General features: G+C 54.8%; 11 protein-coding genes. 3 read left to right on the forward strand and 8 right to left on the reverse strand.

From position 1 onward, the window contains the following. Positions 1-124 precede the first annotated feature (124 nt). From ABQ298_06215 to rpmI, 8 genes are all read right to left on the reverse strand, one after another. The gene (locus tag ABQ298_06215) at positions 125-1,075 is read right to left on the reverse strand and encodes a GDP-L-fucose synthase (GenBank protein ID MEQ9823960.1); all 951 of its coding nucleotides are present in this window, start codon (positions 1,073-1,075) and stop codon (positions 125-127) included. Between the two features lie 21 nt (positions 1,076-1,096). Continuing rightward, positions 1,097-2,560, reverse strand: a complete 1,464-nt coding sequence (gene gatB, locus ABQ298_06220) for an Asp-tRNA(Asn)/Glu-tRNA(Gln) amidotransferase subunit GatB (GenBank protein MEQ9823961.1) — start codon at positions 2,558-2,560, stop codon at positions 1,097-1,099. A gap of 60 nt (positions 2,561-2,620) precedes the next feature. After that, entirely contained in the window at positions 2,621-4,093 is a 1,473-nt protein-coding gene (gatA, locus tag ABQ298_06225; protein ID MEQ9823962.1) for an Asp-tRNA(Asn)/Glu-tRNA(Gln) amidotransferase subunit GatA, read from the reverse strand. A gap of 30 nt (positions 4,094-4,123) precedes the next feature. Further along, complete coding sequence (gene gatC / locus ABQ298_06230; GenBank protein MEQ9823963.1) at positions 4,124-4,414, reverse strand: Asp-tRNA(Asn)/Glu-tRNA(Gln) amidotransferase subunit GatC; 291 nt, start codon at positions 4,412-4,414, stop codon at positions 4,124-4,126. Positions 4,415-4,474: 60 nt separating this feature from the next. Further along, complete coding sequence (gene pheT / locus ABQ298_06235; GenBank protein MEQ9823964.1) at positions 4,475-6,922, reverse strand: phenylalanine--tRNA ligase subunit beta; 2,448 nt, start codon at positions 6,920-6,922, stop codon at positions 4,475-4,477. Between the two features lie 48 nt (positions 6,923-6,970). Then, positions 6,971-8,014, reverse strand: coding sequence for a phenylalanine--tRNA ligase subunit alpha (pheS, locus tag ABQ298_06240; GenBank protein ID MEQ9823965.1), 1,044 nt, complete (start codon positions 8,012-8,014; stop codon positions 6,971-6,973). Positions 8,015-8,206: 192 nt separating this feature from the next. Next, positions 8,207-8,575: a 50S ribosomal protein L20 gene (rplT, locus tag ABQ298_06245; protein MEQ9823966.1), complete on the reverse strand. Its 369-nt coding sequence runs from the start codon at positions 8,573-8,575 to the stop codon at positions 8,207-8,209. Between the two features lie 50 nt (positions 8,576-8,625). After that, positions 8,626-8,814: a 50S ribosomal protein L35 gene (gene rpmI, locus ABQ298_06250; GenBank protein ID MEQ9823967.1), complete on the reverse strand. Its 189-nt coding sequence runs from the start codon at positions 8,812-8,814 to the stop codon at positions 8,626-8,628. A 256-nt stretch (positions 8,815-9,070) separates the two neighbouring features. Here rpmI and ABQ298_06255 point away from each other — a divergent pair, with 256 nt between their 5' ends. The 3 genes from ABQ298_06255 to ABQ298_06265 form a co-directional block, all read left to right on the forward strand. After that, positions 9,071-10,363: a hypothetical protein gene (locus ABQ298_06255; GenBank protein ID MEQ9823968.1), complete on the forward strand. Its 1,293-nt coding sequence runs from the start codon at positions 9,071-9,073 to the stop codon at positions 10,361-10,363. 124 nt (positions 10,364-10,487) lie between these two features. After that, positions 10,488-11,870 (forward strand): GH1 family beta-glucosidase, encoded by a 1,383-nt coding sequence (locus ABQ298_06260; GenBank protein ID MEQ9823969.1) that lies wholly within the window; start codon positions 10,488-10,490, stop codon positions 11,868-11,870. 197 nt (positions 11,871-12,067) lie between these two features. Then, on the forward strand, positions 12,068-13,216 hold a 1,149-nt coding region (locus ABQ298_06265; protein MEQ9823970.1), incomplete at its 3' end, for an aminotransferase class III-fold pyridoxal phosphate-dependent enzyme.

The raw sequence follows: 13,216 nt of genomic DNA on the forward strand, positions 1-13,216 counted from the left end.
GACAGATGCAGGCACTTGGGGAAAACGAAAAAACCCCCGATGTCGTGCACAGAAATCGCTAAATGACTGTGGATAGTTCTGATATGGAACAGATGAGGATTTTTCAGGAGTATTCCCTCATCGGTCAGGAGCGCAGATCACCTGCTTCGAGGTGTGTCAGAAAATCATGGTAGGCACTCTTAAGGCCAGTTTTGAGGTCGATTCGTGCTTGCCAGCCCGTGCTGCGGATGAGGGAAACATCCATGAGTTTTCGCATGGTTCCGTCGGGTTTGCTTGGGTCCTGCACGATGCGACCCTGAAATCCCGTAACCTCACGGATCAACTCTGCCAGTGCTGCAATGGAAATATCGGAACCAAAACCGATGTTGACCCAATCCGGCGGATTTTCGAGTTCAAGCAGGTGGAGCACGCCAGATGCGAGGTCGTCCACATGCAAAAATTCGCGCAGTGGGGTACCGCTGCCCCAGATCACGACAGTATCTGAGCGTTGTTGCGTAGCCTCGTGAAACTTGCGCAGCAGGGCGGGGATCACATGAGAGTTTTCGGGATGATAGTTGTCGCCAGTTCCGTAGAGATTGCAGGGCATGGCAGAGTGAAAGAGGACCCCATATTGACGACGGTAAAACTGACACAGCTTGAGACCGGCGATTTTGGCGAGCGCATAGGCCTCATTGGTGGATTCGAGGGGGCCTGTCAGCAGACTGTCCTCGCGGATGGGCTGTGGTGCCTCTTTCGGATAGATGCAGGAACTGCCGAGGTTGAGGAAGCGTTTCACACCGTGGCGATAGGCGCTGTGAACCAGATTGAGGTTGATCGCCAGATTCTCCTGAATGAACTCTGCCGGATAAGTGTCATTGGCGTGGATGCCGCCGACTCGTGCTGCGGCGTTGATCACCCCATCGGGGCGTTCGGACTGCAGGAATGCATCGACTGCATGTTGATCGGTAAGATCGAGTTCGCTGCGACTGCGTGTGAGCAGAGCGACCGGATTGTTTTTCTGTGCAAGCAGGGATCGGCAGATGGCAGAACCCACCATGCCGCGATGGCCTGTGACGAAGATCTTGAGAGGTTTCATGGGGAATTTGGGAAGTGGAGTTTATTCCATGAGGATATTGCGAAGGATTTCGTCGACCAGCTTGGGATTGGCTTTTCCCTGGGTGGCTTTCATGACCTGTCCCTTCAAAGCGTTGATGGCTTTTTCGTTGCCCTCGCGAAATTCGGACGCTGGGCGCGGGTTGGCATCAATCACATCCCGGCAGATGGCTTCGATGGCTCCAGTGTCCGAGGATTGTTTGAGTCCCTTTGCCTCTACGATGTCAGCGGGCAGGGTTCCGGTTTCCACCATTTCGGGAAACAAGTCTTTGGCAATTTGATTGGAAATGACGTTGCGGTCGACCAAATCCACGAGGCTTGCGATGTGGGCGGGGGTGATGGGTAAATCGTTGAGTTCGACCTTTTCGGTTTCAGAACTTCGATTGGATAACTCCCGGAGCAGGTCATTGGCGATGAAGTTGGCAATTCCCTTGGCATTGGCATGGATCAACAATGCGGCTTCGAAGAACTCGACCAGGGCGCGGTTTGGACAGATCACAGAAGTTACGGTGTAGGGCAGTTCGAGATCGTCCATATAGCGGCGTTGGCGGTCAAAGGGCATTTCGGGAAGTTCCGCAGCCAACGCGCTTTTCCATTCCTCAGAGATGCGCACAGGCATCAAGTCAGGATCGGGAAAGTAGCGATAGTCATGGGCCTCTTCCTTGGTGCGCATGACGTAGGTCATGTTTTGGTCGGCATCCCAGCGTCGGGTTTCCTGCGTGAGGGTTCGCCCTGCCTGCAGCTCGCGAATCTGACGCTCGATTTCGTAGGCCAAACCATTCTTTACCCCGCTGATGCTGTTGAGGTTTTTCAGCTCAACCTTGGTTCCGAGCGTCTGGCTGCCTTTGGGGCGGACGGAGACATTGGCATCGCAGCGCATCTGCCCTTTTTCCATATCACAGTCCGACATGCCAGCAAACTGCAGATTGTTGCGCAAAGCGGTGAGAAATGCGAAGGCCTCTTCGGGAGAAAAGAGATCCGGTTCGGTGACGATTTCAATCAGGGGAGCACCGGCGCGATTATAGTCCACCCAGCTGGAGTCCCCGGTGTGCGTGAGCTTGCCGACATCCTCCTCCAGATGAATGCGGGTGAGTTTAACCTCGCGGTGTTCTCCCATGATGTTGCGGGAGGTGCTCAGCATCTCGATCTCCACGGAACCGCCGAGGCAAAGCGGCTGGTCGTATTGGGAGATCTGGTAGTTTTTGGGCATGTCCGGATAGAAGTAGTGCTTGCGATCCCATTTGGAAACGGGGGGAATCGTGCATCCGAGCATCAGTCCAACCTGAATGGTCTTTTCGATCGCCTCGCGGTTGAGCACGGGCAAAGTACCGGGCATTCCGAGAACGACCGGATTGGTCAGGCTGTTGGGTTCTGCACCGTAGGTGTAGGGTGCATCCGTGAACATTTTGCTCTGTGTCTTCAGTTGCACGTGGACCTCAAGTCCGATGACTGCTTCGTAGTCGCTCATGATGGATGAAAAGAGTGGGTGGGATCAGATTCCAGCGCGGTCTTTCAGGATGACGCAAGCTCAACCCAGCCTGGGATGGGTGGCATGAATGTCGTGGTTGGATTCGAAACGCTTTGCGGCGAGCAGCAATCGACTCTCCTCGAAATGTGGAGCGATCAATTGGAAGGCGACTGGCAGGTTTTCGGGTGTGAAACCACAGGGAACCGAGAGAGCCGGGAGTCCTGCAAGATTGGCCGGGATCGTAAAAATGTCGTTGAGATACATGGTCAGAGGGTCTGTGCATTGCTCACTGAGACGAAATGCGGGCGTAGGCGCCGTGGGTGTGAGCACCAGATCGACACCTTCAAATGCAGAGTTGAAATCATTTCGAATGAGGGTTCGCACCTGTTGTGCCTTGAGGTAGTAGGCATCGTGATAGCCACTGCTCAGCGCGAAGGTTCCCAGAATGATGCGGCGTTTAACCTCTTCGCCAAATCCTTCTCCGCGACTTTTGAAATAAACCTCCATGACATCCTGAGCAGATTCGGAGCGGTGCGTGTAGCGAATGCCGTCGAAGCGCGCGAGGTTTGAAGATGCCTCCGCAGTGGCAAGAATGTAATAGGTTGGAACGGCCAGAGAGCTGTTGGGCAGGGAGATTTCCCGGATCTCGCAGCCCTTGCGTTGGTAAAAATCGATTGCATCGCGAATGGGTTGCAGCACGGCGTCATCCATGGGGTAGTCAAAATACTCCTTGGGCACTCCGATGCAGGGACAATAGGAGTCTGCCTCTTTCAACGCAGCACTGTAATCGGGTACATCGGTCGGAAAGGACGAGGAATCTTTGGGGTCAACCCCGGAAATCAGGCTCAACAGGACGGCGAGATCGTCTACAGAACGGGCAAATGGGCCAATCTGGTCGAGACTCGAGGCAAAGGCGACCAGTCCGTAGCGAGACACACGCCCGTAGGTGGGTTTGAGACCATAGACCCCGCAAAATGAGGCGGGCTGGCGGATGGAGCCGCCCGTGTCGCTTCCCAGAGTGAGGGGCGACATGCCTGCCGCAACTGCCGCAGCACTGCCACCACTGCTGCCCCCGGGGCTGCGTGTGGAGTCCCAGGGATTGCGTGCCGGACCGAAGTAGGAGGTTTCATTGGAGGAACCCATTGCGAATTCATCCATGTTGAGCCGTCCCCAGACAATGGCCCCGGCTGCCCTGAGTTTGTCGACAACGGTTGCGCTGTAGGGGGGGATGAAGTGCTCAAGAATGCGGCTGGCACAGGTCAGAGGCTGACCTTCGATTGCCATGTTGTTTTTGAGCGCAACGGGAATGCCGTCGAGCACCCCGAGTGTTTGCTGGTTGCGCAGGCGTTCGTCAGATGCACGCGCCTGTTCCAGGGCATGCTCGGCATCGACTCCGAGGAAACAATTCAGCGTCGGGTTGAGGAGTTGCACGCGTTCGAGCAGTGCCGTTACCAGTGCTTCAGAGGTCAGGGAGCCTGCCTTGCGACGGGCCTGAATCTCGTGAGCGGTCAGAAAGGGAAGTTCGGTTTCCATGTGGTGTGACGGTGCGATTTTGGGCGCTGATTATTCTACAACCCGGGGTACGATGACCTGGTTGTCCGTGTGTTGGGGGGCGTTTTGCAGTGCCTGCTCGCGAGTGAGAGGCTGCCCTGGAATGTCGGATCGCAGCACATCAAAGAGCGGCGTGGCGTGGGCGGTGGGTTCCACTCCCTGGGTGTCCACCTCGCGCAACTTTTGGAAGTAGTGAATGATTTTACCCAGTTGTTCGGTAAAAGTGACCTGTTCGGATTCGCTCAGCTCGAGCCGTGCGAGCTTGGCGACGTAGTGAATGTCGAACTCATCGTTGGTTGCCATGGTAATTGCAGTTGGGAAGGTTTGTGGGAAACAAGCGATCGTGGATCTTGAGGGCACGCTTCAGCGTCGCACCCGGTATCGGGTTCGGGATTCGATTTGTTGCTGGATGTAATCGAATGCCCGATTGACTCGTTCATCGGTCAGGGTTCCCGATTTGCTGCGAAATGTCATGCTGAACGCAAGGCTCTTGGTGCCGGGTTCGAGTCCCTTGCCAGCATATTGGTCAAAGATCTGAATGTCCTCCACCTCAAGATCCTTGTCGCTGACCGAACGGGCAGTCTTGAGCATGGCGTCCAATACCCGTGCAGCGGGTTCCTTGCTGTCCACCACCAGTGCAAGATCCTTGAAGGAAGGAGGGAAGTGGGTAAACGCCTGGTAGCGATGGGGCTTTTCCGGTTTCTCAATAGAGGCGGGTAGAATGGCGATGCAACCGGCATAGACGACACCCTCAATGTCCTGTTCCTTGAGGAACTTGAGGTCAAGCATGCCGAACTCCGCCTCAAACCCACCCTTGCGCAATCCAGCGCCCTTGACGAAGTGTCCCTGTTGACCGTAGCGAGGGATGGAGTCGAGTGAAATCAGGTTGTCGGACAGACGTTGGCCAGCCATGCGCAACAGGTCTAAAATGAGTGCCTTGATTTGGTAGAAATCGCTAGCCTCACGGGTTTTCCAGCTGCGCTGTGCCGGATGTTCATGCAGCGCAAATCCGATGCCCAGACACTCGGTCAGTTCTGAACCCACAGCGACATAAACACGTCCCCATTCGAAGAAGCGTGAACCCATGGCACCGTGATGTTGGTTGGTGCGAATGACTTCGAGCAGGCCGGGAATGAGTGAGGGACGCAGGTGGGTTTGGTCCGACGAAATGGGATTGAGAAGCCTGAGGACCTCGTGTTCGCCGTCCTGGCGTTCCAGCCTGGATGCGTCGAGCAGGGTGTAGTTGTAGGCCTCGGTGAATCCTTTTGCGCACAGGTAGGAGGACATTCGCTTGCGCAGGGACCACTCCATGGAGTGCTCGCGAAGCAATGCGCGATTTTGAACATCGGCGTCAGGAATGCGGTCGGTGCCATAGATGCGCAGAAACTCCTCCACCAGATCAATGGGGCGTTCCAGGTCGGCACGGAACGAGGGGACGGTTATCTTCCAGCGCTTGGGTGACAGCTCCAGGCTTTCGAGTCCGAGGCCAAGCGCTGAGAGTGCGCGCTCGATGGCAGCATCATCAAACTCAAAACCACAGCGTTCTCTCACGTAGTCCGCACTGAGTTCGATGGTGCGTTCGGGCAGTTCGTTTGAACCCTCGATGTAACATTGCTTGCACAAGCTTCCGCCCGCTGTCTCCAGGATAAGCTCAAGGGCTCGATAAGCAGCGGTATCCACGCCCCGTGGGTCGATCCCGCGCTCAAAGCGGTAGGAACTGTCAGTGGACAAGCCAAGCTCACGGGAGGTGCGGCGAGTCTGGCGCGGTTCAAACCATGCTGATTCAAGCACAATATCAACCGTACCGGCATCCACCTCTGCATCGATGCTTCCCATGACTCCGCCGATGACAAGTCCACGTTCGTCGTCTGCAATTAACAGGTGATGGGGCTGCAGGGTGCGCTTCTTCTCATCGAGCGTCACCAGTGTTTCGTCTTCGCGTGCATGTCGCACACGAAGCGTGCGCCCCCGGATTTTTGCGGCATCAAAGGCGTGCAGGGGTTGTCCGAATTCGTGCAGCACATAGTTCGTCACATCGACGACATTGTTGATCGGACGCAGGTCGATGGCTTCGAGAGCGGTTTTGAGCCAGTCGGGACTCTCCTTGATTTCCACTCCGCGAATGCAGTGGGCCGTGTAGTAGTGGCAATCCTTTGCAGCTTCGATGACAACGCGGTCGAGCAGGCCATCCTTTGCTTCGGTGGAGAATGCTTCGGCGTTGAGTTCCGTCACCGGTTCATTGCGGTCGAGATTAAAGTGTGCAGCCAGTTCGCGGGCCAGTCCAAGGTGGCTGAGGCAGTCGGGTCGGTTTGGAGTGACCTCTACGTCGAACACCACATCGCCCTTGGGAAAGACCTCGTGAATGGGAGTTCCAATGTCCGGTCGATTGTTGAGGATGAGCAGACCCGAATGGTCTTCTCCCATGCCCAATTCTTTTGCGGAACACATCATTCCCGAGGAATCCACACCGCGAAGCTGTACCTTCTGAATCTTGAACCCGCCTGGAAGTTCAGCACCAATGACTGCGACTGGCACGCGGTCACCGACCTTGAAATTCTGGGCTCCGCAGACGATGCTGGCCGGATGATCGGGGTCGCCAGTATGGACTTTGCAGACGCTGAGCTTGTCGGCATTGGGGTGAGGTTCCTTACTGAGAACCTCTCCGACAACCACCTTGTCAATGGGACTCAGGCCACGTGTTTCGATGGACTCGACCTCAAACCCGATGAGCGTCAGTGCCTCTTCAATTTGTTCGGGATTCGGGTTGAGTCCGGGAATATAGGTTTGCAGCCAGTTCAGTGAAATTAACATGACAGGAAAAGATTTGAATGATTGGGACGTTGATGCATTGGCATGACCTCAGCGGGCGAACTGGCGGAGGAAACGCTGGTCGTTTTGATAGAAGTAGCGAATGTCGTCCACGCCAGTGGCGATCATGGCAATGCGCTCGATACCCATGCCAAATGCGTAGCCGGAATAAAGAGTCGGATCGACGCCGACTGCTTCGAAGACCTTCGGATCCACCATGCCGCAGCCCATGATTTCAATCCACTTTTTGCCGACCTTGCCGAGGTGTTCGGCCGAAAAATCGACCTCAAAGCTTGGTTCTGTGTAGGGGAAAAAATGCGGGCGAAAGCGCACCTTGGCATCCTTGCCCAGCAGTTCTTTGGCGAAGTAATCGAGAATGGCCTTCAGATCGCGCACGGTGACATGTTTGTCCACAAACAAACCCTCAATCTGATGGAAATTGGCGGAATGAGTGGCATCTGCCGTATCGCGCCGAAAGGTTCGGCCCGGTGAGAGGATGCGAAGCGGAACCCCTTCCTTGAACATGGTGCGGATTTGCACACTCGACGTATGGGGACGGAGCACATAGCGCTCGTCGCTTTGCTGAGGGATGTTGGAAAAACCTGTGGTTCGGGGAAGGTAGTAGGTGTCCTGTTCGGCCCGTGCAGGGTGTTCAGGAGGAGTATTGAGCGCATCGAAGCAAAAGAATTCGGTCTCGACCTCGCTTCCCGAAGCCACGGTGAATCCCACCTTCTCAAAGATGTGCACGATGCGATCAAGGATTTGAGAGAGCGGATGCTGGGTGCCGAGCGACACATCGGGAGAAGGCAGGGTCGGGTCAATTGCAGGACCAATGCGTGCGGCCAGTTCAGCCGCTTCGAGAGAGTTTTCGATCCCGGCAAAGATGGCTTCGAGTTCACCCTTGAGTTCATTGAGCTTCTTTCCAAATGCGGGTTTTTCCTCCTTGGGAACGGAAGCGATCTGCTTGCGTACGCTGGTGAAACTTCCCTGAGGCCCCATGAAGCTGGCCTTGAAGGCTTCGTAGGCTCCACGGTTGTGGATGCCGGATGCTTCGGTCCTGGCTCGAGAAAGGATGGCGGTGAGTTCTTGATCCATGCGATGTGGTTTGAGTCGGTTTGAGCGGCGTCGAACGCCTGCCTGAACTGGCAATCAAAAAGGATATCGGGTGGAATTTCTAGAGCGAAATGCTCACGTTGCCGGGAATCTGCCGATTCCGAGGCCAAAAAAAGGCTCCACCCTGCGATGGAGCCTGAAATTCGATTGGTAATGAAAATGGGTGAGGCTGCCTCAGGCTGCCTGCTTCTCCAGCGCTTTTTTGGACGTATCGATGAGCTTTTCAAATGCAACCGGATCATTGACTGCAATCTCGGAAAGCTGCTTGCGGTCGAGTTCGATGCCAGCAAGCGAAATACCCTTTACAAAGCGGCTGTAGTTGATGCCGTGGGGGCGCACTGCAGCGTTGATGCGCACGATCCAGAGCTGACGAAATTCGCTCTTCTTTTTGCGGCGATCCCGGTAGGCAAATTTTTCGGCGCGTTCAACGGCGTCTTTGGCGTAGCGGTAAAGGCGTGACTTATTTCCCCAGTATCCTTTGGCTTTATTCAGGACCTTGCGCCGTCTTGCGCGGGAAGCGGGTGCATTTCTAGTTTTAGGCATGGCTTGAAAAAATGAGTTGGCTTAATGTCAGGAAGCGCGAAGCAGTCAGTTCAGTCCAGGATTGCCTTCTTGAGCATGGCAGTGAAGCCCTTGGATACCTCGTGGTCCTTGCCCATGGAGTTGCGCTGTTTCTTCGTCTTGTTGCGCAGCAAGTGACGATGGCCGGGCTTGCGGCGCATGAGCTTGCCACTTCCGGTCACCTTGAAACGCTTCGCGATGGATTTCTTTGTCTTTTGCATGGTTACCAATCTATTAAAACCGTCTGATATTGGAGGTTGCCGGGGAAAGTTCAAGCGGTTTTTTGGGAGTGAGGTCAAAAAAACGACGCCCCGCAGCCGCAAGACAATATTCCAGATCGATTCCGATGCGACGATTTGTGGCTTTTTCTTCGGAGTCTGGGACATTCCTTAGAATGCATAGTTTTATCGTGGACCGCCCAGATGGAATTCGCTAGACAAGCGGATTTCACTCAACCCCCAATTGAATAAGACCCACATGAACTTGAATTTGAATGACTTTCTCAAAGCGAATGGTCTGGATGCGACCCGCCATGATTTTGATCGGGAGGTGTCCCGTTTCCAGGAGGCGATGGACGCTGGCTTACAAGGAAAGGAGAGTTCACTTCGCATGTTGCCAACCTTTGTGGGTGTGCCTGAGGACATCCAGCCGAATCATAAGGTTCTGGCCATTGATCTCGGCGGAACAAATCTGCGCGCAGGATTGATCGGATTTGACGCGAATGCTGAGGCATCGGTGCTCGAGCTTCGCAAACGCAAGATGCCCGGGCACGACACTCGTGTTGGGCGCGACGAAGTCTTTGATGCGATTGCCGAACTGACCGTGGACTGGCTCGACCAGACGGAGCAAGTTGGATTCTGTTTTTCCAATGCGTTTGAGTTTCAGGAGAATGGGGATGCCAAGGTTCTTCACTTTGGCAAGGAACTCCAGGTGGATGGCATGGTCGGGTCACTGCTCATTGAAAATCTGCGGGCTGCCTGGGTTCGCAAGGGATCGACCCGTGAGGTGAAAGTGGTCGTGCTCAATGACACGGTTTCCACCCTGCTGATGGGAAAACTGCTCTACCCCCGACGCAAGGTTTCGGATTTCATCGGTTTCATTCTCGGGACTGGCATGAATATCTCTTACCTCGAGGCAAATGAATGCATCACCAAGCTCAATAATTTCGTACCGGGGCGCAAGCAGGTGATCAACACAGAGTGTGGTGACTATGCGGGCTTTGAGCAGTCGCATTTTGACAAATTGCTGGATGCAACCACCACAAACCAGGGGCACTATCTCATGGAAAAAACCATGTCGGGAGCCTTTGTCGGACGACTCGTTGCGGTGGTCATCAACGAAGCGGTTAAGCAGGGGTGCGTAAAATCGGCGGTACCCGAGCGACTGTCGACCAAACACGTGAATGATTTTCTGCTTGGCAAAGGTGGGTCGGACAATCCCTTGATTGCGAACTGCGAAGCGAATGCTGCAAACTTCGAGGATTATTTTACGATCATCAACGAAGTCTTGAAACGGGCGGCCAAGTTTGCCGCCATTGCATTGGTGGCCACAGCGACACGATCTGGATCGAGGGACAATTTTTCGGCGCCGCTGCTCTTGTCGATTGATGGATCTTCCTATGCGGGAGAATACTTTTATCGTGAACGCATTGAGGCTTATCTGTGGAAGCACCTGCGTAAAAAACACGGCATCTGCTTCCAGATCATCCGGCCGGAGAACGCATCGCTGCTGGGTGCATCGGTCGCGGCACTTGGCTCACAATTGGGCTGAGCATAGTTGAGCGAAAAACGAAAGTTTCTCAGGTATTGCAGCCCGCGATCCGTAATTGCGGATTATCAATAGCAGCGAATGCAGTGCTTGCGGTTGGATAAGGAAGTTGCAGAGTTGGAGCGCTATGAGTTTTGGAGAACAGTTTGTGTGGGGGGCGGCGACCTCCTCTTTTCAGATTGAGGGTGGATTTGACCAGGATGGGCGCGGTGCGTCGATCTGGGATGAATTCACGCGATTGCCCAACCGCGTGATGCGGAATCACGGCGGGGAACTGGCGTGTGATCATCGCAACCGCTACCGGGAGGATGTGAAGCTGATGGCGCAGATCGGATTGAAGGCATACCGGTTCTCCATTGCCTGGCCTCGTGTGATGCCGGATGGAACAGGTTCGATCAGTGAGCAGGGGCTGGATTTCTACAGTGATTTGGTGGATGCTCTGCTGGAGCATGGCATCACACCCTGGGTCACCCTGTACCACTGGGATTTGCCATGGTCTCTGCATTTGCGGGGAGGTTGGCTCAACCCGGAAATCTCCGATGCATTTGAGGCGTACGCCGAAGCGGTTGTCAAACGGTTGGGGGATCGCGTGACGCATTGGATGACGATCAATGAACCGCAGGTCATCACGTGCATGGGCTATGCGGACGGCAGTTTTGCTCCCGGACTCAAGCTGTCGCTCAAGGAACTGTGCATCGTTTCCAAAAACCTGCTCTTGTCACACGGAAAAGCGGTGCGCGTGATTCGTGGAATTCAGGGTGAGCGGGCACAGGTGGGTTGGGCACCTGTCGGAGTGTTAACTCAGCCGCTCGAGGTGAAGCAGGCTCATGTGGATGCGGCGCGACAGGCGACCTTTGATGTTCGCGCACCTGGGGATCACAGTCCCGCGCAGCTCAGGCAGACCTTTTGGAACAGCGCTTGGTGGATGGATCCGGTGTATCGGGGGACTTTTCCCGAAGTGGCATTGCAGCGATTTGGCAACCACATCCCACGGGATTTTGAGCAGGGCCTCGACATCATCTGTCAACCCGCCGATTTTTTCGCCGCGAACATCTATATTTCCGAATTTGCGGAAAGCGACGGAAACGGGGGGTATCGACAGGTGGACCCCGGGCCGGATACAGCGTCCAATACGATGGGGTGGGATATTTGTCCGGATGCGCTGTATTGGGGTGCTCGTTTTTTTCACGAACGCTATCAGTTGCCCATCGTGGTGACCGAAAATGGAATTCCGCAGACGGACCTGCTGGTGGACGGCAAGGTCAGCGATCCCAATCGCATCGAATTCATGTCGGCATACCTTAAGGGATTGAAGCAGGCGTCAAGGGAAGGAGTGCCCGTGCACGGCTATTTCTACTGGTCCTTGATGGACAATTTTGAGTGGAGCAGTGGATACAAGCAGCGATTTGGCATTGTGCATGTGGACTATGCCACACAGCGACGCACGCTCAAGCAGTCAGCGCACTGGTATGGGGATGTCATTCGCAGCAACGGTGCAATCCTCGGCTAAGGGAGGAATCGCACGCCAGAGAGGGCAAGTTCCCATCTGTGAAAGGGTGTTCGGTGTGTGATTGTGCACAGCCGTGAAAAGCGAGCAAAAACGCGCGCTGCAGGGGATAAATGTATTGCATGTTGCGAGTTTTGCTATATCGCGTTGTTGTTTTGCACGATTTCACCATCGCGTAGATTTCAACAGGAAATATTCAAATGACAGACTTATCAAAGTGCAGGAACATCGGGATCTTTGCCCACGTTGACGCGGGAAAGACGACGACATCAGAGCGAATTTTGAAGCTCACCGGTATGATTCACAAGATCGGTGAAGTGCACGACGGCGCGGCCACCACCGACTTCATGGAACAGGAGCAGGAACGGGGAATTACGATTCAGTCCGCTGCGGTGACCTGTGAGTGGAAGGGGCACAAATTCAACGTTATCGATACTCCAGGGCACGTGGATTTCACCATTGAAGTGTATCGTTCGCTGAAGGTACTTGACGGTGGCATCGGTGTTTTCTGCGGATCCGGAGGTGTGGAACCCCAATCCGAAACGAACTGGCGCTACGCAAATAATTCGAGGGTTTCCCGCCTGATTTTTGTCAACAAACTCGACCGTGTCGGAGCTGATTTTTATCGTGTTGTCAAACAGATCGAAAAAGTGCTCGGCGCAAACCCACTGGTCATGGTGCTTCCGATCGGAGCGGAGAGCAATTTTGTCGGTGTGGTTGATCTGCTCTCGATGAAGGCCTACATCTGGGATGACAGCGGAGATCCGACGAATTTTCACATTGAGGACGTTCCTGCAGACATGCTGGAAAAGGCACAGGAATACCGTGAAAAGCGGGAGGTGTGTACGCAATATGGCTCGGTGCTGATCCTGGACGAGGTAATGACCGGGTTCCGCTTCGGGCTTCAGGGAGCGCAAGGCTACTACGGGATTGAAGCCGACCTGACCACCCTGGGAAAGGTCATCGGCGGCGGTATGCCGGTGGGCGCATTTGGCGGCAAGCGAGAGATCATGGAGATGATCGCACCGCTGGGACCGGTGTACCAGGCGGGCACGTTATCGGGCAACCCGATCGCCATGGCAGCGGGTCTGGCGACCCTGGAACTGATAGCACAACCCGGCTTCTATGATCCGATACTGCAGCGCACCAGCGCGCTTTGCGAAGGCTTGCGGGAAGCGGCCCAGTCCGCAGGCGTTCCCTTCACCACCAATCATGCGGGCACTATGTTCGGAGGTTTTTTTACCGCCGAGGACAACGTCTGCAACTACCAGCAGGTCATGGCGTGTGACAACACAGCTTTCAATCGCTTTTTCCACCTGATGCTGGAACAGGGCATTTACCTGGCTCCT

This window comes from Puniceicoccaceae bacterium, assembly GCA_040224245.1.
Taxonomy (GTDB): domain Bacteria; phylum Verrucomicrobiota; class Verrucomicrobiia; order Opitutales; family JAFGAQ01; genus JAKSBQ01.